This window comes from Streptomyces sp. cf386 (assembly GCF_900103585.1).
GTDB lineage: Bacteria > Actinomycetota > Actinomycetes > Streptomycetales > Streptomycetaceae > Streptomyces.
In genome coordinates, this window is sequence record NZ_FNHV01000013.1 from 256,867 (window position 1) to 279,858 (window position 22,992).

Genomic DNA, 22,992 nt, shown 5'->3' on the forward strand with positions numbered 1-22,992 from the left:
TGACAGCGGGCTCGACCGCTCCTAGCTTCCCTGGCAGCGAACCGGTTCGACACCCGGCTCGCTTCGGAACCGGTTCGACGAAGGAGTGCCGTGAACATCGGTGAGATCGCCAAGCGGGCCGGTGTCTCGCGGAGCACCGTGTCGTACGCGCTGAGCGGCAAGCGCCCGGTGTCCGACGAGACCCGGCAGAAGATCCAGCGGGTCATCGACGAACTGGGATACCGCCCGAACGCCAGCGCCCGTGCCCTGGCCAACGGCCGGACCAGCACCCTCGGCCTGGTCTTTCCGCCGGCCGGCAACCACTACACCGGCATGCAACTCGACTTCATCGGCAGCGTGGTGGAGGCCGCCGCGGCCTACGACTACGACGTGCTGCTCTCCCCGAGCGGCGTGGACAGCGACCGCTCCTTCCAGCGGCTGCTGGCCGAGCGGCGGGTCGACGGCGCGATCCTCATGGAGATCAGGCTCCAGGACGACCGGATCGACCACCTCGTCGCCGAGAACTTCCCCGCCGTCTGCATCGGTCGCACCGCGCAGCCGGACGGAGACTGGTGGGTCGGGCTGGATCACACCGCGCTGACCGCCGCCTGCGTTCACCACCTCGCGGACCTGGGTCATCGCAGGATCGCCTTCGTGAACCGGCCCGAGCACCTGCTGCGCGCCGGCTACGAGTCGGCGCACCGAGGCCTCGACGGCTTCACCAAGGCGGCGGCCGAGCGCGGGCTCACCGTGCGGACGTACTGCTGCGGTGACGACGCCGCCTCCGGCCAGGCGTGCGTGGAGCGGATCCTGCACGACGATCCGGCCGCCACGGCGCTGGTCACCCTGAACGAGGCCGCTCTGGGTGGTCTGTACCGGGGTCTGGCCGTGGCGGGCCTCCATGTGCCGCGTGATTTCTCCATCACGGGAGTGGTGGCGGGCCGGTGGGCGGAGACGGTGACCCCGCAGCTCACGGCGGCCGACGTGCCGGCGGAGCAGATGGGGCGCCTCGCCGTCGAACTGCTCGTCGAGCGGCTCGATCACCCCGACGCTGCACCGCGCCACCACCTGCTCGCGCCGCCCATCTCGCTCCGCTCCAGCACCGCACCCGCCTACCGGCATCCGGCCTCCGACACCGACCTCAACCACTGAGAGCCGTCCTTCTCGTCCCCGCGCTCGACAGCCGTCGTAGGTAAGCACCTTTCATTCACCGGCCACGCTCGGCCGGCAGTCCTCCCGAGGCCTTCTTCGGCATGCCCTCTCCTCGGTGTGCCGTGCCCACATCTTTAAGGAAAGCGCCATGAACAGATCCACCGGACGGCGGCTCACCGCCGTCGCCCTGACCGTCGTCGCCCTCACCACCTCCATCACCGCCTGCTCGTCCGGCGGCAGCACGAGCACACAGGGCGACGACAGCGGCACCTACACCATCTGGGACCCGTACCCGCAGTTCGCCAAGGACTCGGCGTGGGTGAAGCTGCTCGACGGCTGCGGCACCAAGGCGGGCGTGAAGATCAAACGGACCGCCTTCGACACCGGCGACCTGACGAACAAGGTGCTCCTGGCGGCCCAGCAGGACAACTCCCCGGACGTGCTCATCGTCGACAACCCGGTCGTCTCCACGCTGGCGGAGGCCGGCGTACTCACCACGACCGACGAGAACAAGGTGGACGTCTCGAAGGTGAGCCCCAACCTGCTCGCGGCCGGCCAGTCGAGCGGGAAGACGTACGGCACCCCGATCGGCGCCAATACCCTCGCGCTCTACTACAACAAGGAGGTCCTGAAGGCCGCTGGTGTCGATATCGCCTCGATCAAGGACTGGCCGTCGCTGACGGCAGCACTGGAGAAGGCGAAGAAGGCGGGCAAGAAGGGCATCACGTTCTCGGCGATCGGGACGGAGGAGGGCAGCTTCCAGTTCCTTCCGTGGTTCTGGGGTTCGGGTGCGAAGCTCACCGAACTCGACTCCGCCCAGGGCGTGTCGGCGCTGGCGCTGTGGACCGACTGGCTGGAGAGGGGGTACGCGCCCAACTCGGTCATCAACAACACCCAGACGACCAGCTGGCAGGAGTTCGCGAGCGGCGACTACGCCTTCGCCGAGAACGGCACCTGGCAGCTCGCCAATGCCGAGAAGGCGGGCTTCGACTACGGCGTCCTGCCCATACCCGCCGCCGGCGGGGGTAACGCCGCGGCCCCCACGGGCGGGGAGTTCGTCACCGTTCCCGTCCAGGGCGACACCGGCCGCTACACCACCGCACAGAAGCTCGTGGCCTGCCTGACCAGCACCGAGAACCTCTACGCCACCGACACCACACTCTCCTACGTGGCCCCCACCACCGAGGTGCAGGACAAGCAGGTGGCGTCCGACGCCAAGCTGAAGCCCTGGGTCGATGCGGTCGGTGCGGCCAAGGGCCGTACCAGCGACGACCTCGGCACCAAGTACCCCAAGATCTCCGAACAGATGTGGAAGGCGGTCCAGACCGCCCTCAGCGGGGCCAAGTCCCCCAAGGACGCGCTCACTTCGGCGCAGAGCGCGGTCAAGTGATGTGCGGCCGATGAAGCAGACGACACACCCGCCCCGACATCACCCCGGGGCCGACCGGAAGGGGGCGGCCGACGCGGCCCCGCTCCCGCCCCGTCCCGCCTTCCCCCGCCGCCGCCCCGGTTCGCAGCAGTGGGCCGCGTGGGCCTTCCTCGCCCCGGTCACCCTCTACCTCGGCCTGTTCTACGCCTATCCGCTCTACCGCAACCTCGATCTGAGTCTGCGCAACTACACGGTCCGCTCCTTCGTCCAGGGCGACGCGCCGTTCACCGGCCTCGCCAACTACCGGACCGTCTTCGACGACCCGACCTTCGCCCCCGCGCTGGTGCACACGATCGTGTTCACCACGGTCTGTCTCTTCTTCCAGTACGCCATCGGCCTGGCCCTCGCGGTCTTCTTCAACCAGCACTTCCGGCTCTCGGCGACCCTGCGCGCCCTGTTCCTCGTCCCGTGGCTGCTGCCGCTCATCGTGTCGGCCTCCACCTGGTCGTGGATGCTGAACAGCGACTCGGGTCTCGTCAACGCCGTGCTGGGCGCGGTCGGAGCCGATCCGGTGAACTGGCTGACCTCGCCGTCCTGGTCGCTGACCTCGGTGATGATCGCCAACATCTGGATCGGTGTCCCGTTCAACCTGGTCGTGCTCTACAGCGGTCTGCAGTCGATCCCCGGCAGCCTGTACGAGGCCGCCGCCCTCGACGGCGCGAGCGCGTGGCGGCGCTTCAGGAGCATCACCTTCCCCCTGCTGCGTCCGGTGTCCGCCATCACCCTGCTGCTGGGTCTGGTCTACACGCTCAAGGTCTTCGACATCATCTGGATCATGACCAAGGGCGGCCCGGCGGATTCGTCCACCACCTTCGCCACCTGGTCGTACCGACTCGGCTTCGGCAATCTGCTGCCCGCCTTCGGCCCCGGTGCGGCTGTCGGGAACCTGCTCGTCGTCGCCGCCCTGGTCTTCGGCCTGGTGTATCTGAGGGTCCAGAGAAAGCAGGCACTGGCATGAACTCCCTGCACCGGCGCCGCCGTACGGGGTGGAAGACGGCCCTCGGCCTGGCGCTCACCGCGGTCATGCTCTTCCCGGTGTACTGGATGCTCAACGTGTCCTTCACCCGCGACCAGGACATGCGCAAGAGCCCGCCCGACCTGTTCCCCGTCCAAGGCACTCTCGAGGGCTACCGTGCCGTCTTCGACCAGCAGTTGCCCTACCTCGGCACCAGTCTCGTCATCGGTCTGGGCACCGTGGCCCTGACCGTGCTGCTGGCCGCGCCCGCCGGCTACGCGCTCGCCAAACTGCGCCCGCGCGGCGGCGGTGTGCTCAGCTTCCTCTTCCTGGTCGCCCAGATGATCCCCGGCATCATCATGGCGATGGGCTTCTACGCCATCTACCTCAGCCTCGGGCTGCTCCAGTCGGTACCGGGCCTGATCGTGGCGGACTCAACCCTGGCCGTCCCCTTCGCCGTACTCATCTTCACCGCGTTCATGTCCGGCATCCCGGAGGAACTGCTCCAGGCCGCCAAGACGGACGGGGCCGGGCCCCTGCGCACGTTCGGGTCGATCGTGCTGCCCATGAGCCGCAATGCCGTCGTCACCGTGTCGCTGTTCGCGTTCCTCTGGTCCTGGTCCGACTTCGTCTTCGCCAGCACCCTCGCGGGCGGTGGTGCCCACGAGCCGATCACCCTCGGCATCTACCACTACATCGGCAACAACAACCAGGAGTGGAACGCCATCATGGCCACCGCCGTCGTGGCCTCCCTGCCCGCCGCGGTCATCCTCGTCCTCGCCCAGCGCTACGTGGCCGCCGGCGTCACCGCCGGAGCGGTGAAGGACTGACCCCGAGCCGACCTCGGCGCTGCCCCTCGCCGGCTGCCGGCCTCTGCCCAAGAAATGAGTATCGCCTGATGACCGCCGCCCGATCCGGCCCGGCCTTCTCCATCCATGACATTCCGTTCAGTACACACGGCTCCTGGTTCGGCGTCTCTCCCGTGCTCGCCGAGCGGACCCGCGCCGAGGACCTGCACCTCGTGTCGCACCAGAACGGCATGCACGCCGTCCTGCGTTTCGTCCCCCTCGACGCCACGACGGGCGACCGGGCCGACACCCGGGTCGAGTCGACGCCCAGCCTGCTCAGCTGGGCCCGCGACGGCGGGCGCATCGACCTCACCTACGAATCACCGGACACCGTCCGCCTGCGCGGCGAGGGGCTGGGCCTGCGCATCACCGCGGCGGACCGGGCGCTGACCCCCTTCACGGGCACGTACTTCTACCGTGACCCGGCGGACGGCGCGCACGTGTTCACCTCGTACGAGACCGGGCGCCGCTACCGGATCACCGTACTGTCCGGCGCAGCCGTCGAAGAAGCCGGTGGCCAGGCCCTCGGCAGCAGCGACCGCGGACTCACGATCAGCGCGGACGCCGGAGCGGTCTGGGAAGCTGCCGTCGAAGAGCTGGACAGTGCCCGGCGTCCCTACGCCTCCTCGGCCAGGTTCAGCGAGGTCGTGGCGGCGGCGGAGCGGGACTTCGCCGCCTTCGTGGACGCGGTGGCCCCCTGGCGCTCGCCGGGCACCCCGGCCGCCGAACTCGCCGCGTACGTCCTGTGGTCGGCGACCGTCCGCCCGGCATCTCTCGTCACGCGGCCCGCGGTGCTGATGTCCAAGCACTGGATGGACAAGGTCTGGAGCTGGGACCACTGCTTCAACGCCCTGGCCCTGGCGCCCGGAGCACCCGACCTGGCCTGGGACCAGTTCTCGCTGCCGTTCGACCACCAGGACGAGAGCGGGGCACTGCCCGACTCGGTGACCCACTCCGAGGTCCTCTACAACTTCGTCAAACCACCCATCCACGGCTGGACCCTGTCCCGCCTGCGCCGACGGCTCCCCGATCCCCTCGGCCGGACGCAACTCGCCGAGACATACGGCCGATTGAGCCGCTGGACCGACTTCTGGCTCACCGCGCGCCGCGCACCGGATGGCGACCTGCCCCACTACCAGCACGGCAACGACAGCGGCTGGGACAACGCCACGACCTTCGACCCCGAGCGCGTGGTCGTCACCGCCGACCTGGCCGCCTTCCTCATCCTCCAACTCCACGAACTCGCTTATCTGGCAGCCGAGTTGGGCCTTACCGGCGAGGCCGGCCGATGGAGCCGTACCGCCGAAGTGACGCAGGCCGCGATGCTCGACCAACTGTGGACGGGGGAACGGTTCGTCGCACGCGGCGTCGACACCGGGGAGACCTGGAGCACGTCCAGTCTGCTGGACCTGATGCCGATGGTACTGGGGGAGCACCTGCCCGAGAACGTCGCCAAGGCCCTGGCCGCCAGGATCGACACCCACCTCACCCCGTACGGACTGGCCACCGAACTGCCCACCTCACCCCACTACCGATCCGACGGCTACTGGCGCGGCCCGATCTGGGCACCCTCCACCGTCCTCATCGAGGACGGCCTGCGCCGCGCCGGCCACCACCGTCTCGCGGACGAGATCAGCGCCCGTTTCCGCGCCCTGTGCGAGATCTCCGGCTTCGCCGAGAACTTCGACGCCCTGACCGGAACGGGCCTGCGCGACCGCGCCTACACCTGGACCGCCGCCGGCTACCTCCTCCTCGCCGAGGCCCATGAACTCCGGCGCGCCACGCGGTCAACGGTGGCGGTGCGCGGAGCGGACCGGTGACCGTCTCCGACCGGCTTCTGACGGTCAGCGGCAACTCGGCCTCGGTGAACGTGCCGTGGAAAGACGCCGCCGACGGCTGCACGTGGCGATCCTGCGAGCGCGCTGAACACCAAGAGGAGCCAGATCTGGCGCCTCCAGGGAATGGGGTGGCCTGGCAGACCTGACGCGGGTGCTGCGCCCATCGGCGGAGCGAGCTCACCTCCTGGGCGTGGGTCATACCGCCTCGGCCTCCGCACGAGTGGGGGCCGGGCGGGCCGGCCGCACGATACCGGCGAGGCAGGCGGCGACGACACAGCACGCCACAGGAAGGAAGAAGGTGAGGTTGAGCGGTACGACGTGGGTCAGCGGGCCGATGACGGCGGGACCGGCGAGCATGCCGAGGTAGCCGAGTCCGGCGACGCGGGAGACGTTGACGCCGGCGGCGTTCTGGTCGGAATGGCCTGCGGCGCTGAGGAGTTGGGGAACGCAGCCGGACAGTCCTGCCCCGAACACGGCCCAGCCGGCCAGGGCCAGGGGAATCCAGGGCGAGAGCGCCGCCGCGGTCAGGCCGAATGCGGCGACGGACGCGCCGTAGCGGAGGATGGCCACGGGGCCGAGGCGCGCGGCGGCCCGGTCGGCGAGCAGTCGTCCGACCGTCATGGCGGTGGCGAAGGCTCCGTAGGCGAGGGCGGCGGTGGCGGCGGTTGCGTCGAGGACCTGGCGCAGATGGAGGGTGCTCCAGTCGTTCGCCACGCCTTCGCAGAGCATGATCATCAGTGCCAGGGTCGCCAGCATCCAGATGCGCCGGGGTGCCCTGTGCCGGGACTTCGTGGCAGGGGCGAGGTCATCCAAGGCACGGGTGGCGTCGTGGCGCAGCAGTGCCGGGGCCGCGAGCGCGGCGACGGCCAGGCCGCCGAGCGCCACCACGCCGAGAGTCACCGCGGGGCTCCAGCCCATGCTGAGCGTGCGGGATCCCGCCAGCGCGGCGAGAACACCGCCGATGGAGAAGGCGGCGTGGAAGGCGGACATGACGGGCCGCCGGTAACCGCGCTCGACCTGGACGGCATGGGCGTTCATGCTGACGTCCAGGCAGCCGTTGCCGACGCCGAGTGCCAGGAGAGCGGCCCCCAGCGTCCAGACGCTCGTCGCCAGGCCGGGCAGGACCACGGCCGCGCTGCACAGCGCCGCGCTCACCGGGACGACGGTGCGGGCCCCGAAGCGGTCGGTGAGGGGGCCGACGGCCTGCATACCGGCGAATGCTCCCGCACCGAGGAGCAGCAGGAGCCAGCCGAGCACCGCATGGCTGATTCCCGCTCGGTGCTCGATGCCGGGGATGTGGACGACCCACATCCCCATGAGGAAGCCGTTCAGAGAGAAGTAGGCGAAGGTGGCCAGCCGGCCGGCCCGCAGGTCTTGTTCCATGGATCGAACATATCGAACGTAATTCTCTTTCGAAAGATTGCCTTTCGAACAGCACTGATGTTCAATCTGGCTATGGCTGGTACAGATCGACTCAGGCAGATCACCGACGCCGTACGGGAAGCCGGCAGCATCGGCGTCGCGGAACTGGCCGGGCTCACCGGCGCCTCGGAGATGACCGTCCGTCGCGACCTCGAAGTCCTGGCCGCGCAGGGGGTGCTCGAACGCTATCGAGGGGGAGCCAGGAGCCTGCTGCTGCGCGGCGAGGAGCCGCCCTTCGCGCTGCGGGCCCAGGACGGGCTGGAGGCCAAGCGGCGCATCGCCGCCGAGGCCGCCCGGCTGATCTCCGATGGCGAGTCCGTCGTCCTCGACAGCGGCACCACGTGCCTGGAAGTTGCCCGCGCCCTGGAACACCGACGGCTGACCGTGCTGCCGCTGTCCCTGCACGCCGTGAACGCGCTGGCCGGAGCCCCGCAGCTGACCCTGCTGGTCCCCGGCGGCCGACCACGGCCGGGCGAGCTGGCGTTGACCGGCCCACTCACTACGGCGTCGCTGACCGCCCTGCGTTTCGACACCGCGATCATCGGCTGCTGCGGACTGGACGCGGACAACGGCCTGACCGCCTATGACCTGGACGACGCCGCCGTCAAACGTGCGGCGATCGCCTCCTCCCGCCGGATCATCGCGGTCGCGGAAGCCGCCAAGTTCTCACGCACCGCCCTCGGCTTCGTCGCCCCGGCCTCCGCCTTGCACGCCGTCATCACGGACGAGTCCGCCACCGACGACCAGACCGACCGGCTGAGCGCGGCGGGCGTGACCGTACGGAAGGTGTGACCTCATGACCGGCACCGTGCTTCTCTTCGATCTCTTCGGCGTCATCGCGCGCCACCAGTCCACCGAGGGCAAGGACCGGATCGTCCGGACGGCGGGCATACCCGCGCCCGATTTCTGGGACGCCTACTGGACCCTGCGTCCGCCATACGACCGCGGTCAGGTGAACGGCCCCGGCTACTGGCGCAGGGTGGCCAGGACACTGGGCACCCACTTCGACGACCACCTGATCGAGCGCCTCGTCGCGGCCGACATCGCCAGTTGGAGCGGTGTCGACGACACGATGGTCGACCTCATCGAGGAACTCGCCGCGCAGGACCGGCGGATCGCGCTCCTGTCCAACATCCCCGAAGAGTTGGCCGGCCACTACGAAGCACACCACGCATGGCTCGAACGCTTCGAGGTATGCGCCCTGTCCTGTCACACCGGCCGGGCCAAACCCGACCCGGAGGCCTACCGGTGGTGCCAACGTGCCCTGCGTGTGCCACCGGATCGCGTCCTTTTCGTCGACGACCGTCAGGACAACATCGGGGCGGCCGAGGCCGTCGGTATGCGAGGGCACCTCTTCACCGCCGCGGCCGGGCTGCGAGAACACCTCGCCCAGAGTGACGCCGAGTAGGTCTCACTGAGGGCGACACTCGCGCCCTCAGAGCTGCGCAGCGCGGGCAGGCCAGCCCGCGTATCACTGACCGGAAGGCCGAGAGGTACACGCGTGCGGATCTACATCAGTGCCGACATGGAAGGCGTGACCGGACTCGTAGACGCCGCCGACGTCCAACCCGACGGGCGGGACTACGAACGCGGGCGTCTGCTCATGGCCGAGGACGTCAACGCCGCCGTGCGGGGCGCGCTCGCAGCCGGGGCAACCGACATCCTCGTCAACGACGCACACGGCCCGATGCGCAATCTCCGCCCGGAGTCCCTGCATCCGGCGGCACGCCTGCTGCGGGGCAAACCCAAGACCATGGGCATGCTGGCCAGCCTCGAACCCGAGCACGATGCCATGGTCTGCGTCGGCTATCACTCCCGCGCGGGAACCCCTGGCGTGCTGAGCCACAGCTTCATGGGCCACGAGATCGAGGACATCTGGCTCAACGACCGGCCCGTAGGAGAAATCGGGCTCGCCCAGGCCACAGCGGCAGCACTCGGCGTTCCGCTGGTAGCGCTCACCGGTGACGACATCGCCTGCGCGGAAGCGGTGGCGTGGGACGACTCGATCACCACCGTGACCGTGAAGCGCGCACACGGTCGCTTCGCGGCAGACCTCCGCCCCATGGCACAGGCGCAGCAGGACATCGAAGCGGCCGTCGCCGCCGCACTCTCGACACGGCCGCGAGCAGCCGCAGCCACCAGGAAGCAGTCCACCCTGTCCGTGCGATGGCAGTCGGCATCCGTGGCAACCACCCTGGCAGGAATCCCCGGGGTCACCACGACAGACAGCAGAACCAACCAGGCAACAGGCGAACTGCCCGCCCTGTACCGCCTCTTCGGCATATGGATGCGGGTAGCAGCCTCTCTCACCAACCAAGCGCCCTACTGCTGAAGCCCTCCGTCCTCGCCGGCGCGTACCTACCTCGACAGACACGGGTGATAGCCGTCGCCTATACGGGCATAGCGAGGAACGCTTTGACCAGGTCGAACGGCGGCGAGGATCGTGAACTGCACCTAGTCCGAGCCAAGTTGAGGAGCCGCGACATGGCCAAGGTGCTCTGCGTCCTGTACGACGACCCCACCGACGGATACCCGACCACATACGCGCGCGACGACCTCCCCGCCATCGACCACTACCCCGGCGGCCAGACCACCCCCACCCCCGAGGCCGTCGACTTCACCCCCGGCCACCTGCTGGGCAGCGTCTCCGGCGAACTCGGCCTGCGCAGCTTCCTGGAGAAGGCGGGCCACACCCTCGTCGTCACCTCCGACAAGGACGGCGACGGCTCCGTCTTCGACCGTGAGCTGGCCGACGCGGACGTCGTCATCTCCCAGCCGTTCTGGCCGGCGTACCTCACCCCGGAGCGCGTCGCCGCCGCCAAGAACCTCAAACTGGCCATCACCGCGGGCATCGGCTCCGACCACGTCGACCTCGACGCCGCGATCGCGCACGGTGTGACGGTCGCCGAGGTGACGTACTGCAACAGCATCAGCGTCGCCGAACACGTGGTGATGATGACGCTGTCCCTCGTCCGCAACTACCTGCCCTCCCACCAGGTGGTGCTCGACGGCGGCTGGAACATCGCCGACTGCGTGGCCCGTTCGTACGACCTGGAGGGCATGCACGTCGGCACGGTGGCCGCCGGACGCATCGGCCTCGCGGTCCTGCGCCGGCTAGCACCCTTCGACGTGGAGCTGCACTACACCGACCGCCACCGCCTGCCCGAGGACGTCGAGCGCGAGCTGGGGCTGGTCTTCCACGAAAGCGCCGCCGACATGGTGCCGCACTGCGACGTCGTCACCATCAACGCGCCGCTGCACCCGGAGACCGAGGGCCTGTTCGGCTACGAACTCCTGGCCACGATGAAGCGCGGCGCGTACCTGATCAACACCGCCCGGGCGAAGATCGTCGACCGGGACGCCGTCGAACGCGCCCTGAGGAGCGGCCGGTTGGCGGGCTACGCGGGCGACGTCTGGTACCCCCAGCCCGCCCCCGCCGACCACCCCTGGCGCACCATGCCCCACCACGGCATGACCCCGCACATCTCCGGCTCCTCGCTCTCGGCGCAAGCCCGGTACGCGGCCGGCACGCGCGAGATCCTGGAGTCCTGGCTCGTGGGCCGGCCGATCCGAGACGACTACCTGATCGTGGACGGCGGCGCCCTGGCCGGAACCGGAGCCCACTCCTACTCGGTCACCAAGTGAGGTGCTGAGGCCACCACCCGGCCCGCTACGACGTGGCCGGTGTGCACGTTCGTCGACTTCACCCGGGCGGTGGCCTCCATACCGACCTCCAGGCCGAGTTCCTCCGCAGCCTCCCCTCCGGGATCCGACGGGGGATTCGCAGGCGTCAGAGCATCAGCAGCAGCCGCGTGTTCGGTACGAGCTTCCGGTTCACGCTGGTGCTCTGCACGAAGATGGTGAAGTCGTCGTTGTGGTCCGGCTTGACGCGGATTTCCACGTCCGGCAGGCCGAGCAGGGCTCGGGCCTCGGGCCCCGTGTACACCCGGTCCGTCTTCTTCTCCAGCACCGCGATCTGCTTCTGCGCCTGGACCTTCTCCGACTTGCTCAGCTGGTAGAACGCACCACCGGTGCGGTAGGTGTGCCCGCATTCGACGACCCAGTCCCGGATCCCGGCGTCACGAGCCACCGGGATCAGCTGGTACTGCGACGGGTCCACCGGGGTGAGGCCGGCTGCCTTGATGGTCTTCTTGTTGACCGCCTCCGCACCGGTGGAGAACACGGCCCGTGATCCGCGGATGCCCTGGGCGCGGCCCACCATGAACTTCTCGGTGGCCTGCTGGATGACCTGACCGGCCTCCTCCAGGCCCTGCGTGCTCGTGGCGTCCCAGATGGCGATGTTGTCCTTCGGGAACCCGCCCTGCATGGCCTCGCGCTTGCCCATCTGGTCCGGCACAAGGACGGCCAGGGTCCAGTTGTCCTGCTGTGTTGCGATCATCTCGGCCACGGCCGCCACCAGTTCACGCGGATTCCTGGCCGGCGCATCGGGGCAGCGATGACTTGCGTTCTCCTGCCCGTCGGTGAGGACGAACGTCAGGAAGCTGTGGTCGCCGTACAGTTGAGCGGTCTGCGCCAGCTCCTGCTGCGACTTGAGCGTGGCCGCGAGCAGTGCCGTCATGCCACCGACCCGGTACAGCTGCTTCAGGGACGGCATCCGCAGCACGTCCTTGTCGTAGATGACGCATTCCACCTTGTCTGCGAAGACGTACACCGTGACGCGGGTTTCCTGGTCCAACTCCTGTGATCGGCGGGCCAGATAGGCGATCTGCTGGTCGGCGACTTCGACGACCTTGCGGCTCAGGTGCGACATGGACGAACTCGCATCCAGCACAAGAGCGACGTGATTGATGTAGTTCTGGTTTCCGGACATGAGACAGCTCCCCCTGCTTCCGACTGGATGCTCCAATCGTCTCACCCACCACTGACAATCGATCTTGGTCTGCGGGGCGCCGGTCCTGGGATGGGGGCGCCGCAGGAGAAGATGACCTCGGCCAGGCTCTGCGACGAAGGAGGATCTGGTGCGGCGCTTCAAGGCGGGACAGACGGCCGTACGACGCGACGTGTATCGCAGCCGCCGGGTGTGGAGCGAGCAGGCCCTCCGTGTCGTCGCCGACACACCCGAGGCCCTGGTGGCCGCCTGCGCTCCCGGCGCCGAAGCCCGCCGGCCCGCTCTGTATGCCAAGGCCCGTGCCGACGGCAACCGTTCGGTGCGTACCGAGGCCTTTGACGCGTTGGCGGCGGGGGAGTGGGAGCTCGCGCCCGGGGTGTGGCAGGACACCGAGCTGCTGCTGTGGAAGCCGTCGACCGCCTGGTTCAGTATCAACGCCTTCTACACGAGCGCCGGGATGCGCAACTGGTACGTGAACTTCGAACACCCCACCCGTCGCACGCGGGACGGGTTCGACACCTTCGACCTCGCGGTGGACCTCGCCGTCGCACCTGACCTCAGCCGCCTCACGTGGAAGGACGAAGACGAGTACGCCCACGTGCGACGGCTCGGCATCATCACCGACGCCGAGCATCAGGCCGTCGACGACGCCCGCGCCCAGGTCTTGGCGATGCTCGAGCAACGCACCGGCCCATTCGCCGAATCAGCCGCGTGGATGTCCTGGCGGTGGGCGGCGGGCTGGCCCGCGCCGCGCCTGCCGGCGGTTCCCGAGCGGTGAGGCGGCCGCCCGTCAATCAGCCGCATCACCGGTGCGGAAGATTCGGTTCAGGTGGTGGTCCAGGACCGCGGTGGCGGACTCCGGGCTGCGCTGGCCGACGAGGATGCTGGTGCCGAGTCCCGCGGACATGGCCAGCAGACCGGCTGCCTCCAACTGCGCGTCCACGCCGGGCTCCAGCAGAGTTGCTTCTTGCGCCTGCCGGAGGAGTCCGGCAAGGGCGTCTTCGGCGGCATCGGGGTTCTTGATGAAGGGCTGGGCCGCGAGCGCCCGGTCGGTCACGGCCAGAACGGCGTATGAGGTGTAGAGGTGGTGGAAGATGCGGCTCTCGTCGTCTGTCGGCAGCGCCGCCATCAGCAGCGCCTCGACCGTAGTACGCGGACCAGGGCTGTCCCCGGCGGCCCGTACTCGGGCGGAGACCCGCTCCCCGAATCTCTCCGCCAGATGCTCGAGCCCGAAGAGCAGCAGTTTCTCCTTGGTCTGGAAGTAGTACTGCACCAGCCGCAGTGATACGCCCGCCTCCGCTGCCACATCGCGCATCCCCACGGCGTGCAGCCCGCGTCGTCCGGCGACCCGGACGAGCGCCTCGGCGATCTCGGTGCGCCGTTCTGCGTGGTCCACGCGCTTGGGCATCGGCCGGTTCTCCGCTCGTCGTTCCTGGTGTCGCTACCCGTGAGCCTTTGATGATACAGCTGTACCAACATCGTGGTACGTTCGTATCACGAAACCGAGACGCCGGAGGTGGCCATGCCCGAGACCGCTGCCCGCACCCAGGCCGATGTCGGCCGCTACGTGAGCGATGCCTGGCGGGAGCGCTACTTCGCGGCCTGCGACGCGGTCTACGCACTGGGAGCGCCCGCGTGCGCGGAGGAGGATGTGGAGACGTCCTTCGGCACCACGCACGTCTACCGCTACGGCCCCACGGACGAGGCCGCCTCAGCCCGCACCCCCGTCGTCCTGGTGCACGGGGCGGGCTCCTGCTCCGCCATGTGGTACCCGAACACGGCCGCCCTCAGCGCGGACCGCCCGGTCTACGCGATCGACACCCCGGGTGATCCCGGCCGCAGCGTGCAGCGCGGGCCGATCCACCAACCCGAACACGCCGCGCAATGGCTGGACGAGACGCTCGCCGGGCTCGGGCTCGACCGCGTACACCTCGTGGGCGCCTCGTACGGCGGATGGCTCGCCCTGAACCAGACGCACCGCAGGCCCGGCCGCCTCGCCTCGGTCACACTGCTCGACCCCGGAGGCCTCGAGAAGGTGGGGCTGCGCTTCTTCGTCTGGATCTTCGCCGGACTCTTCGCGACCTTCGCGCCCAAGGCGCTCCGCCCGCGGCTGGCGGCCTGGCTGGAACAGCCGGTCCTCGTCGTGCCGGAACTGCGCACGATGATCAGAACAGCGGTGCGCGCCTACCGCATACGCCGCCCGTCGCCTCTTCCCCTGTCCGAAGCGGAGCTGTCCACCGTCCGGACTCCGCTCTATCTGGTGCTCGGCAAGCGAAGCCTCCTCGTGCACCCGCAGCAGCAAGTGGAACGTGTGCCGCGCCTTGTCCCCGGTGCCCGAGCCGAGATCATCTCCAACACGGGCCACGGGCCGTGGCTTGACCATGCGGAGGAGACCAACCGGAGGATGCTGGACTTCATGGCCTCCGTCGAGTGACACCCCCCCACGTCGGCGGGCCAGGAAGGTGCCGATGAGGCTGCGTCAGCCGACCATGTCGAAGCAGGCACGGGCTCGGGTGAAGCGGCCGGCGGCCAGGTCCTCCCGGCGAATCACCCAGTAGACGATGCCCAGTTCACCTTCGGTCAGATCCTCGCCGCCGACCTCCGCGAGCAGTACCCAGTCGCCCGGGCCGTGGTCGTGCTCTGTGAGGGGATCCGTGTTCCAGACCCAGGGGTAGCCGCCTATCTGCACCGGTCCGTCCGTCTGCATCTCGCCGCAGGTTTCCCACCACACCGAGCCCAGCTCGCCGCCGTGCGGGAACTCCTCCGTGTCCGAGCCGCGATTGGGCAGCGAGGGCTCGGTCGTCAGACGGAGATCCTGGGCCGGGTGGACCTGCGGCGGCCACTCGCCGCCCGGACCGCGTTCGGAGACGGGTGTGCCGGCCGGGACGTAGATGAGCCGGGACCAGTCGTCGTCGCTCCACGGGTCCTCCGTGTCCGCGAAGAAGAGCAGCGTGCCGTCCTTGGGCAGCGGGAGGTCCGTCGCGCCCGCCGGGATGGCCCCGAGGTCGATCGAGGCGAGGAACGGCAAGTCCGGAACGGGCTCGTCCTCGGGCATCGGCGGCAGTCCGCCGAGCCGCCCGGCCACCGGGCCGTCGGGCGCCGCCTGACCAGCGGGGCTCAACATCGCGCAGAGACGGACGGTACCGAGCCAGTGCTCGACCTCGTTCTCCGGTATGCCACGGCTGCGGGCTTCGTCGCGGAACGGATCCATCGAACTCATTTCGCAGAGTATGCCAGGGGCGATCATGACAACTACCACCCCGCTACTCCCGCTGAATGGAGCAGCCCCGCCAGAGTTGCGTAGGAGTGGTCCCAGGTCCATGCCGTTTGGACCCATTGACGGCCCTTCTCGCCCATGTCGTGGGCGAGTTCGGGGTTGCGGAGGAGTCTGGTCAGGCGGTCCGCCGTCGCCGCCACCGAGCGGCCGTCGACGATGTGGCCGGTCTCGCCGTCGCGTATCGCGTCGGGGGCGCCGCCCGAGTCGCCTGCCAGAACGGGGAGTCCGGACGCCGCGGCCTCCAGGTAGACGATGCCCAGGCCCTCCACCTCCAGGCCGCGTCTGCGGGTGCGGCAGGGCATGGCGAAGGCGTCGGCGGCGGCGTAGAAGGAGGGGAGGGTGTGGTGGGGGTGGCCGCCTGCGAAGACAACCGAGTCCAAGACGCCTTCGGCCACGGCAAGTTGGCGTAGCGCGGGGGCGTAAGGGCCGTCGCCGACCAGGAGGAGCATGGCGTCCGGGACCGCCCTGCGGATCCAGGGCAGTGCCCTGATCAGGGTGTCCTGGCCCTTGCGCGGGACCAGCCGGGCCGTGCACAGGATCACCGGGCGGCGGCCCAGGCCGTAGCGGGCCCGCACCGGGCTTCCGTCCAGGAAGGGGTGGAAGGCCGCGGTGTCCACGCCGGGGACCAGACGTGCGGTGCGGGTCCCGGGAGCGAGGGCCGCCTCGATCGGACGGCGGGTGCTCGTGCCCAGCCAGGTCAGGGCGTCGACCTCCGCGCCGATGCGGCGTAGCAGGGCCCTGGCCCCCGGGGTGCGGGCCCACCACACCTCGTGGCCGTGCGTGGTGGCGACGGCGGTACGTATGTCCGTCGTCTGCCGCAGTCGGCCCGCCATCAGGCCGAGCGGCGCCGCCGCGCCGAACCACACCCGGTCGCAGCCGTACCGGCGGGCCACGGATGCGGCGTGCGCGGTGGCCCGGGGGGTGGGCAGGAGGGTGCGTACCCGGTGGCGGATCACCGGGTACGGAAAGGACTCGTAGGGTGCCCACTCCGCCGAGGCCGGACTCGACGCCGAGGTGAAGACGACCACACCGTCGGGTGGGAAACGGTCGGCCAGTTCACGGACGAACGTCTCGATGCCGCCCTGCCTGGGCGGGAAGTCATTGGTGACGATCAGCGTGCGGGGGCGGGAGTTGTCCGTCATACGAGGGCCTTCTCCCTGGAAGGGGCGACAGGGGTGACAGTGGTGCTGCCGCGCTGCGACATCCGGTACGCCAGCGAGCCGAGCACCAGCGGATAGACCAGGTAGCCGAAACGGGTCGCGGGCATCAGGGCCATCGCCAGGCCCAGACCGAACGCGAGCCGGGCGGCTGTCGCCCGTGCCGTCCGCGGCGGCCGCATCACCAGCGACACCGCGATCAGCAGCGCGCTCACCGCGAGGAGCACGAGCGCGATCACCCTGCCGCCGGGGACGTATGTCGCGAGGAGATGGCCGGGCAGTGGGCTCGCGGCCGGCGACGTGGTGTCGGTGAGGCCCAGCGGGAAGGCGATGACGCTCCCGTAGAAGCCGGAGGGATTGGCGAGGGCGAAGGGCAGCACCGCCGCCGTCGCGGTGGGCAGGGCCACGGCCGCGTACCGCAGCGCGGGTCGGCGGCCCCGGCGTACCGCGATCAGCGCCAACGCCACGGGCAGCGCGGGCCACGCCGTCCACTTGAGCGCGGCGGCGGCGCCGAGCACCAGTCCCGCCCGGCCCGGCCGCCCCTGCCCGGCGAATACGACGCCGAGGCACATCAGGCCGACGACCGGAAGGTCGATCCCGCCCACCGCGAGGGGCAGCGCGACCGGAGGGCAGGCGAGAAGCCAGGCTCGGTGCAGGTCGGCCGCGGCGAGGGCCGCCACGAAGGCGCTGCCCAGCCACCAGCGTGCATCCCCGGGCAGCACACCGAAGAGCGCCATCCCGGGCAGGTAGGGGTTGAAGTCGGCGACGGCCGTGGCGTCGGCGACGTACGGGCTGCCGGTCGTGACCAGAAGCTGCCCCGACCGCTCTACGACCGTGACCTCCAACTGCCCGAGCCCGGCCGTCACCAGCGAGACGAGCGGCACCACGACGGCCCCCGCCACCGCGACCACCGGTGCGGCGGGACGGGAGCGCGCACCGCACGCCAGGACCGCCGCGACCGCGTAGCCCGCCCCCGCCGTCACTCCCCACACCCGGTGCGGCCCCAGATCCGAGGCCAGGGCGAGCCCCAGCGCGACGACCGCGCAGCCGGCCCACGCGTACCGCTCGTGACGTATGTTCTGGATGTGCCGCACGTACCGTTCAAGACTCTTCCTCATGTCCATCGACGGTAGGAATCCGCAGGTCGGAGGACGTCAACCGAGGCTCCGGACCTGGGACTCAACCCGTGGCATGACATCCGGCCGCAGGCTCAACCCGTGCGGCGACGCGCGCACCCGCTTCGGCACGGAACCATGGATGCATGAGTACGCCCCTTCAGCAGCGGTTCCACGCCTGGATCGCCGCGCCCGCCTACCCCTGGGTCACCGGCGGTGCCCTGACCGTCGGTGCCGTGGCGGAGCTGATCGCCATTCCCGGATCCGTGACCACCACGATCGGGGTCCTCGTCTCCTCCGCCTCGCTGATGTGGCGGCGGTCGTTCCCGCCCGTCGCGGTGCTCACGGTCGCCGCGGGGCTGCTCGGGTTCGCCGGGGACATCAACCTGTACGTCTCGATCATGGCGAGCGGGCTGATCGGCTGCTACACCCTGGGCCGCAACCGGGTACTGCACCCCGCGGTGACCGTCGCGGGCGCCGCGCTCGGGGCCCTGTGCGTGAACCTGGTGCACATCAACACCTGGTCGCGGATGGACCTGCCGGTGCCCGCGCTCTGGGAGAAGGGCTCGCTCAGTCTGTTCGCCGAGTCGTTCCTGCTGACCGTGGTCATCTTCGGGGCCGTGATGATGGGTGACGCGGTACGTTCCCGGGACGAGACCCGCAAGGAACGGAACCTGGCCCAGGCCCAGTTGATCGCCCTGGAGCGGCAGCAGGCCGCCGAGGCCGAGCGGGCCGCCATCGCCCGTGAGCTGCACGACATCGTCTCGCACTCGGTGTCGATGATCGCCGTGCAGGCCGAGAGCGCCACGTACACCACCCCCGGACTCACCCCCGAGGCCCGCGACGGCTTCCAGCAGATCGCGGGCACCGCCCGCTCCTCGATGGCCGAACTGCGCCGCCTCCTCGGTGTCCTGCGCACCCCCCAGGGCCAGGGGGACGTGGCCCTCACCGCCCCGCAACCGACTCTCGACCATCTCGCCGAACTGGTCGAGCAGCACCGGACGGTGGGCGGCGAGGCCGAGCTGAGGGTCACCGGGGAGCGGGTGTCGCTGCCCGCCGCGTGGGAGCTGTCCGCCTACCGGATCACCCAGGAGGCGCTGACCAACGCGCGCAAGCATGCGCCCGGCGCCCGTACCGTTGTGGAGATCGACTACGGCGCCGACCGGCTGCTCACACTGCGCATCCACGACGACGGCCCGGGCCCGGGTTCCGTTCCAGGATCCGGCGCGGGCCACGGCCTGACCGGGATGCGGGAGCGGGCGGCCCTGGTCGGCGGCCGGCTCAGCGCGGGTGCGGGCCCGGACGGAGGTTTCCTGGTGGAGGCGGAGCTTCCCTGGGGGACCGGGTGATCGGCATGGAAAGGGAGTTGGGTGTGATCAGGGCACTGGTCGCCGACGATCAAGCGGTCGTCCGCACCGGCTTCGTGAGCCTCCTCAACACTCAGGAGGACATCGAGGTCGTGGGCGAGGCCGAGGACGGTGTGCAGGCGGTACGCATCGCCGCCGAGACCCGGCCCGATCTCGCGCTCCTCGACATCCGGATGCCGCACAAGAACGGCATCGAGGCGGCCCGCGAGATCCTGTCCGGGTCCGGGGGCACGACGAAGGTCCTGATGCTGACCACCTTCGGCCTCGACGAGTATGTGTACGACGCGCTCGCGGCCGGGGCGGGCGGCTTTCTGCTCAAGGACGCCACCTTTCCCGAACTGCTGCACGCGGTGCGCGTGGTGGCGGCCGGGAACGCACTGCTCTCGCCCGAGATCACCAAGCGGGTGATCGGCGAGTTCGTGCATGCGCGGACATCGCGGCTGCCGGTTCACTCCGTGGGAGAGCTCACTGCGCGTGAGGCGGAGGTGCTCACCTTGATCGCTCGGGGGCTGTCCAACGCGGAGATCGCGAGCCGGCTCACGATCACGGATCACACCGTGAAGACCCATATCAACCGGCTGTTCGCGAAGCTGGAGCTGCGGGATCGGGCGCAGGCCGTGATCATGGCTTATGAGTTGGGGCTGGTGCGGGTGGGAGGCGGGGCCGGCTGAGGGATCTCTTGCCCCGTTCCACTGGGCCTCCACAGCGGCCCACCCACCACCCGGCCCGGACATCGGTGAGCATGTCCAGGCTCACGTCATGGGCATGAACTCGGGCAGGGTGAGGGCCGAATGGGCCGGTCGCCCCTCCGCGGAGGGCACGGCGCTGAGATTGCGCAGCATGTCGTTGCGCTGCTTCAGGGCCCGAGCGGTGGTCGGGAAGAGCGCGGCATCGCCCTCGCCGACCTGCTCCTGGTTCACGGTCACGAACGCACGGGTGCTGTGTTCGTAGGCGGTGAAGCCCGCGGCGTGGTCCCGGTCGGCCAGGGAACCGGCGAGCATGTACGCGCCGACGAGCGCGAGGCTGGAGCCTTGTCCGGTGAGGAACGAGGGTGCGTACGCGGCGTCGCCCACCAGCGCGATCCTGCCGCTGGACCAGCGGGGCATGCGGATCTGGCTGACCCCGTCGAAGAACAGGTCATCCGCGTCGCGCATGGCGGCGAGCATGCCCGGGACCTCCCATCCCGCGTCGGCGAAGACCGCGGTGACCAGGTCCCGTTGGGCTTCGGGGTTCCGGAACGCGGCGAACGGCGCCTCCGGGCGGGCGAAGTTCAGCAACGCGTGCACGTCGTCGTTGTCTCCCACCGCGTAGAGCGCCGCGGCCCTGCCCGGGGTGTTCCACATCATGAGCTCGCGGGAGAGCCCGAAGGTGTTGCGCAGGGTGAATCCGGCGAAGCAGTAGCCGAGGTATCGGTGGAACTGCCCTTCGGGGCCGAACAGCAACTCGCGGGTACGTGAGTGCAGACCGTCCGCGCCGAACACCATGTCGAACGTACGACTGCTGCCCCCGCGGAAGGTGACGTCGACCCCGTGGCCGGACGACTGGTCGAGAGTGTCGATGGAGTCGTTGAACAAGAACTCCACGTCGTCACGGACCGCCGCGTAAAGCGCGTCGGTCAGCTCCCCGCGCCGCACCTCGAGGTCCCGTCCAGGGACACCGCCGGTGAGGGTGTGCGGGTTCACCGAGGCCACCTCTTTGCCGTCCCCGTCGAGGAAGGTCAGCCGGCGCAGGTCGATGTGCGCGTCCTGCAGCCGCGGAAGAATTCCCATCCTCCGGACGACTTCAAGTGCGGTGCCGCGTACGTCGATGGGATAGCCACCGCCACGAAGCGCGTCAGCCTTCTCGACCACCGTGACCGCGAATCCGTAGCGGTTCAGCCAGAACGCGAGGGCGGGCCCCGCGACACCGGCCCCGGAAATCAGGACCTTGCGCCCCGGCGTCGTACGGATATCCCTCGACAGACCGGTGCGGGTCATTCCTTGACTCCTTTGCTCATGGTGCGGGCGACCAGCAGGGACAGCGCCGTGACGGCGCCGGCTATGACGAAGCCGGTGACGAAGGCCGATTCGGCCGGGACATCCGACCCGGAAGGGGTCCCGGCGGTGAGGATCGCGCCACTGACCTGCACGCCAACGGCGTAGCCGATCACGCGAGTCACCAGGACCAGGCTGGTGGCGATGCCGGTGTCACCTTGATCGACGGAGGTGGCGGTGCTGGTCACCAACGCCGTAACGCACAGGCCGTTGGCGAGCGCGATCATCATCTTGCCGATGACGAGGTGCCACACCTCGGTGTGCACGGCTGCCAGGGAGATCAGGGCGGCGACCATGATGACGATCCCGGCGGTGACCACGGCACGTGAGCCGAAACGCCGCGCCCCGATCCCGCTGATCGGTCCGGCCAGCGCCGCGGCCACGGCGCCCGGCAGCAGGAAGAAGCCGATCTCGGTGGCGCCGGCCCCGAAGCCGTACTCGTCGGCGGACACCGCGAACAGCTGCGGGACGAGATAGACCGCCACCGACGTACCGACGCAGATCACGAACGTCAGCACGCACGACCTCCACACCGCAGGCCGTGCCAGCATGCGCAGATCGACCATCGGCGAGGCCGCACGACGCTCCACGGCCGTCCATCCGGTCGCGAAGGCGGCCAGAACCACGATGAGGGCGCCGAGCACGAGTGGCTGCGAGCCGAGGTCGGGCGCCAGGGCGAGCACGAGCATGAGCGTGATCAGTGTCCCGCTCAGGAGAACCAGGCCGGGCCAGTCGACCCCGGCGTCGTCGTCGGACCGCCCCGGCGGATCATGCGGCATCAGCCTGTTCACCAGGACGGTGGCCCCGATGACCGCGATCGTCGGCAGCGCGAACATCCAGTGCCGGGACAGCCCTTCCGCCACGGGCCCGGCCGACAGCGTTCCCGCCATCCCGCCCCCGACGAACAACCCGCTGACCACCCCGATGGCCACCTTCGACTCTCCTGCGGGGAGGTGTGCGCGCACCAGGATGAACGACAGGGGCAGCGCGCCCACCATCGCCCCCTGCAGTACCTGACCGAGCAGCAGCACCGGCAGGTTCGGCGCCAGGGCCGACACCAGACCACCGGCCGAGACCACCGCCATCAGCCGGATCAGGACCCGTTTTCCGCCGTAGCGGTCGCCTAACTTGCCTGCGACCGGAGTGACGAGCGCGCCGGTGATGAGGAGCATGATGCTGAGTAACGCCCCTTCGGCGGGACTCATCTCCAGATCGCGTTGCAGGAGCGGAAGCGTCGGTGTCACCACCGACTCCAAGGCACCGGTGGCGACTGCCAGCATGCCGAGGGCCCCGACAGCCGCCCTCCCGATGCGGACCGGGGGAGCCAGAGTTGTGGTCATGGACGTACGTCCCTTCCGTCATTGCCGGGCGAGCAGGGGTCGGCCGTACCCCTAGCCCTGCCGACGTCCTGCCGGGTGGTCCGGCGCGGACACAGCGGCGTTCATGCAGGGCGCGGTGTGCATGGTGCTGTTGGCGCTTGCGCGGCTCCGCCGGGCGGAGCGGGTGTGCGAGTGCGGCGCGCGCCATGAGCCGGACACTACACTACACCGTGCAGTGTAGAACGGTTAAGA

Annotated in this window: 21 protein-coding genes and 1 pseudogene; 13 read left to right on the forward strand and 9 right to left on the reverse strand. The window is 69.7% G+C overall.

Going from position 1 to position 22,992, the window contains the following annotated elements; genetic code table 11:
• Window positions 1-90 precede the first annotated feature (90 nt).
• The 5 genes from BLU79_RS31115 to BLU79_RS31135 all read left to right on the forward strand — a co-directional run bounded on the left by BLU79_RS31115 (window position 91) and on the right by BLU79_RS31135 (window position 6,183).
• Complete coding sequence (locus BLU79_RS31115) at window positions 91-1,131, forward strand: LacI family DNA-binding transcriptional regulator (RefSeq protein WP_093909269.1); 1,041 nt, start codon at window positions 91-93, stop codon at window positions 1,129-1,131.
• A 148-nt stretch (window positions 1,132-1,279) separates the two neighbouring features.
• Complete coding sequence (locus BLU79_RS31120) at window positions 1,280-2,521, forward strand: sugar ABC transporter substrate-binding protein (RefSeq protein ID WP_093909270.1); 1,242 nt, start codon at window positions 1,280-1,282, stop codon at window positions 2,519-2,521.
• Window positions 2,522-2,531: 10 nt separating this feature from the next.
• Window positions 2,532-3,518 (forward strand): carbohydrate ABC transporter permease, encoded by a 987-nt coding sequence (locus BLU79_RS31125; protein WP_093909349.1) that lies wholly within the window; start codon window positions 2,532-2,534, stop codon window positions 3,516-3,518.
• A complete protein-coding gene (locus BLU79_RS31130; protein WP_093909271.1) occupies window positions 3,515-4,345 on the forward strand; it encodes a carbohydrate ABC transporter permease in 831 nt (276 codons plus the stop codon). The genes BLU79_RS31125 and BLU79_RS31130 overlap by 4 nt, the downstream gene beginning before the upstream one ends.
• Window positions 4,346-4,413: 68 nt before the next feature.
• On the forward strand, window positions 4,414-6,183 hold the full coding sequence (locus BLU79_RS31135; protein WP_093909272.1) for an amylo-alpha-1,6-glucosidase: 1,770 nt from the start codon (window positions 4,414-4,416) through the stop codon (window positions 6,181-6,183).
• Window positions 6,184-6,396: 213 nt separating this feature from the next.
• Here the strand turns inward: BLU79_RS31135 and BLU79_RS31140 are convergent, their stop codons facing one another.
• Window positions 6,397-7,584: an MFS transporter gene (locus BLU79_RS31140; RefSeq protein ID WP_093909273.1), complete on the reverse strand. Its 1,188-nt coding sequence runs from the start codon at window positions 7,582-7,584 to the stop codon at window positions 6,397-6,399.
• A gap of 72 nt (window positions 7,585-7,656) precedes the next feature.
• Between BLU79_RS31140 and BLU79_RS31145 the strand changes: the two genes are divergently transcribed.
• From BLU79_RS31145 to BLU79_RS31160, 4 genes are all read left to right on the forward strand, one after another.
• Window positions 7,657-8,415, forward strand: coding sequence for a DeoR/GlpR family DNA-binding transcription regulator (locus BLU79_RS31145; protein ID WP_093909274.1), 759 nt, complete (start codon window positions 7,657-7,659; stop codon window positions 8,413-8,415).
• A 4-nt stretch (window positions 8,416-8,419) separates the two neighbouring features.
• Complete coding sequence (locus BLU79_RS31150; RefSeq protein ID WP_093909275.1) at window positions 8,420-9,031, forward strand: HAD family hydrolase; 612 nt, start codon at window positions 8,420-8,422, stop codon at window positions 9,029-9,031.
• A gap of 93 nt (window positions 9,032-9,124) precedes the next feature.
• Window positions 9,125-9,955 carry a M55 family metallopeptidase gene (locus BLU79_RS31155; RefSeq protein ID WP_093909276.1) on the forward strand — a complete coding sequence of 277 codons (831 nt, stop codon included), beginning with the start codon at window positions 9,125-9,127 and terminating at the stop codon, window positions 9,953-9,955.
• Between the two features lie 152 nt (window positions 9,956-10,107).
• Window positions 10,108-11,268 carry an NAD-dependent formate dehydrogenase gene (locus BLU79_RS31160; protein WP_093909277.1) on the forward strand — a complete coding sequence of 387 codons (1,161 nt, stop codon included), beginning with the start codon at window positions 10,108-10,110 and terminating at the stop codon, window positions 11,266-11,268.
• On the opposite strand, the pseudogene BLU79_RS49290 reads toward BLU79_RS31160, so the two are convergent.
• A pseudogene (locus tag BLU79_RS49290) lies at window positions 11,250-11,381 on the reverse strand (TOBE domain-containing protein); the annotation flags it as partial. The gene BLU79_RS31160 and the pseudogene BLU79_RS49290 sit on opposite strands and share 19 nt — an antisense overlap.
• A gap of 32 nt (window positions 11,382-11,413) precedes the next feature.
• Entirely contained in the window at window positions 11,414-12,454 is a 1,041-nt protein-coding gene (locus tag BLU79_RS31165; RefSeq protein WP_093909278.1) for a vWA domain-containing protein, read from the reverse strand.
• Window positions 12,455-12,602: 148 nt separating this feature from the next.
• On the opposite strand from BLU79_RS31165, the gene BLU79_RS31170 reads away from it, so the two are divergent.
• The gene (locus BLU79_RS31170; RefSeq protein WP_093909279.1) at window positions 12,603-13,250 is read left to right on the forward strand and encodes a ribonuclease FAU-1 family protein; all 648 of its coding nucleotides are present in this window, start codon (window positions 12,603-12,605) and stop codon (window positions 13,248-13,250) included.
• 12 nt (window positions 13,251-13,262) lie between these two features.
• On the opposite strand, the gene BLU79_RS31175 is transcribed toward BLU79_RS31170, so the two are convergent.
• Window positions 13,263-13,880, reverse strand: coding sequence for a TetR/AcrR family transcriptional regulator (locus BLU79_RS31175; protein WP_093909280.1), 618 nt, complete (start codon window positions 13,878-13,880; stop codon window positions 13,263-13,265).
• Window positions 13,881-13,994: 114 nt separating this feature from the next.
• On the opposite strand from BLU79_RS31175, the gene BLU79_RS31180 reads away from it, so the two are divergent.
• The gene (locus tag BLU79_RS31180) at window positions 13,995-14,906 is read left to right on the forward strand and encodes an alpha/beta fold hydrolase (protein ID WP_093909281.1); all 912 of its coding nucleotides are present in this window, start codon (window positions 13,995-13,997) and stop codon (window positions 14,904-14,906) included.
• Window positions 14,907-14,951: 45 nt separating this feature from the next.
• Here BLU79_RS31180 and BLU79_RS31185 read toward each other — a convergent pair whose 3' ends face one another.
• Genes BLU79_RS31185 through BLU79_RS31195 form a run of 3 tightly spaced genes read right to left on the reverse strand, consistent with a single transcriptional unit; the run spans window position 14,952 to window position 18,024 of the window.
• Window positions 14,952-15,692, reverse strand: coding sequence for a DUF1963 domain-containing protein (locus tag BLU79_RS31185; protein WP_177001248.1), 741 nt, complete (start codon window positions 15,690-15,692; stop codon window positions 14,952-14,954).
• Between the two features lie 32 nt (window positions 15,693-15,724).
• Window positions 15,725-16,891 (reverse strand): glycosyltransferase family 4 protein, encoded by a 1,167-nt coding sequence (locus tag BLU79_RS31190; RefSeq protein ID WP_093909283.1) that lies wholly within the window; start codon window positions 16,889-16,891, stop codon window positions 15,725-15,727.
• Window positions 16,888-18,024, reverse strand: coding sequence for a glycosyltransferase 87 family protein (locus BLU79_RS31195; protein ID WP_093909350.1), 1,137 nt, complete (start codon window positions 18,022-18,024; stop codon window positions 16,888-16,890). The genes BLU79_RS31190 and BLU79_RS31195 overlap by 4 nt, the downstream gene beginning before the upstream one ends.
• 143 nt (window positions 18,025-18,167) lie before the next feature.
• On the opposite strand from BLU79_RS31195, the gene BLU79_RS31200 reads away from it, so the two are divergent.
• Together BLU79_RS31200 and BLU79_RS31205 are read left to right on the forward strand one after the other, a co-directional pair.
• On the forward strand, window positions 18,168-19,370 hold the full coding sequence (locus BLU79_RS31200) for a sensor histidine kinase (protein ID WP_093909284.1): 1,203 nt from the start codon (window positions 18,168-18,170) through the stop codon (window positions 19,368-19,370).
• A gap of 5 nt (window positions 19,371-19,375) precedes the next feature.
• A complete protein-coding gene (locus BLU79_RS31205; RefSeq protein ID WP_093909351.1) occupies window positions 19,376-20,059 on the forward strand; it encodes a response regulator in 684 nt (227 codons plus the stop codon).
• 81 nt (window positions 20,060-20,140) lie between these two features.
• Here BLU79_RS31205 and BLU79_RS31210 read toward each other — a convergent pair whose 3' ends face one another.
• Window positions 20,141-21,364, reverse strand: coding sequence for an FAD-dependent monooxygenase (locus BLU79_RS31210; RefSeq protein ID WP_093909285.1), 1,224 nt, complete (start codon window positions 21,362-21,364; stop codon window positions 20,141-20,143).
• Window positions 21,361-22,761: an MFS transporter gene (locus tag BLU79_RS31215; protein WP_093909286.1), complete on the reverse strand. Its 1,401-nt coding sequence runs from the start codon at window positions 22,759-22,761 to the stop codon at window positions 21,361-21,363. Before BLU79_RS31215 ends, BLU79_RS31210 begins: the two co-directional genes overlap by 4 nt.
• Window positions 22,762-22,992: the final 231 nt, after the last annotated feature.

Bases quoted from the DNA above. Each gene is read 5' to 3' on its own strand.
- BLU79_RS31120 (WP_093909270.1), top strand. From the start codon at position 1,280: ATGAACAGATCCACCGGACGGCGGCTCACCGCCGTCGCCCTGACCGTC.
- BLU79_RS31125 (WP_093909349.1), top strand. From the start codon at position 2,532: ATGAAGCAGACGACACACCCGCCCCGACATCACCCCGGGGCCGACCGG.
- BLU79_RS31130 (WP_093909271.1), top strand. From the start codon at position 3,515: ATGAACTCCCTGCACCGGCGCCGCCGTACGGGGTGGAAGACGGCCCTC.
- BLU79_RS31135 (WP_093909272.1), top strand. From the start codon at position 4,414: ATGACCGCCGCCCGATCCGGCCCGGCCTTCTCCATCCATGACATTCCG.
- BLU79_RS31140 (WP_093909273.1), bottom strand. From the start codon at position 7,584: ATGGAACAAGACCTGCGGGCCGGCCGGCTGGCCACCTTCGCCTACTTC.
- BLU79_RS31145 (WP_093909274.1), top strand. From the start codon at position 7,657: ATGGCTGGTACAGATCGACTCAGGCAGATCACCGACGCCGTACGGGAA.
- BLU79_RS31150 (WP_093909275.1), top strand. From the start codon at position 8,420: ATGACCGGCACCGTGCTTCTCTTCGATCTCTTCGGCGTCATCGCGCGC.
- BLU79_RS31160 (WP_093909277.1), top strand. From the start codon at position 10,108: ATGGCCAAGGTGCTCTGCGTCCTGTACGACGACCCCACCGACGGATAC.
- BLU79_RS31165 (WP_093909278.1), bottom strand. From the start codon at position 12,454: ATGTCCGGAAACCAGAACTACATCAATCACGTCGCTCTTGTGCTGGAT.
- BLU79_RS31175 (WP_093909280.1), bottom strand. From the start codon at position 13,880: ATGCCCAAGCGCGTGGACCACGCAGAACGGCGCACCGAGATCGCCGAG.
- BLU79_RS31180 (WP_093909281.1), top strand. From the start codon at position 13,995: ATGCCCGAGACCGCTGCCCGCACCCAGGCCGATGTCGGCCGCTACGTG.
- BLU79_RS31185 (WP_177001248.1), bottom strand. From the start codon at position 15,692: ATGAGTTCGATGGATCCGTTCCGCGACGAAGCCCGCAGCCGTGGCATA.
- BLU79_RS31190 (WP_093909283.1), bottom strand. From the start codon at position 16,891: ATGACGGACAACTCCCGCCCCCGCACGCTGATCGTCACCAATGACTTC.
- BLU79_RS31195 (WP_093909350.1), bottom strand. From the start codon at position 18,024: ATGAGGAAGAGTCTTGAACGGTACGTGCGGCACATCCAGAACATACGT.
- BLU79_RS31200 (WP_093909284.1), top strand. From the start codon at position 18,168: ATGAGTACGCCCCTTCAGCAGCGGTTCCACGCCTGGATCGCCGCGCCC.
- BLU79_RS31205 (WP_093909351.1), top strand. From the start codon at position 19,376: ATGGAAAGGGAGTTGGGTGTGATCAGGGCACTGGTCGCCGACGATCAA.
- BLU79_RS31210 (WP_093909285.1), bottom strand. From the start codon at position 21,364: ATGACCCGCACCGGTCTGTCGAGGGATATCCGTACGACGCCGGGGCGC.
- BLU79_RS31215 (WP_093909286.1), bottom strand. From the start codon at position 22,761: ATGACCACAACTCTGGCTCCCCCGGTCCGCATCGGGAGGGCGGCTGTC.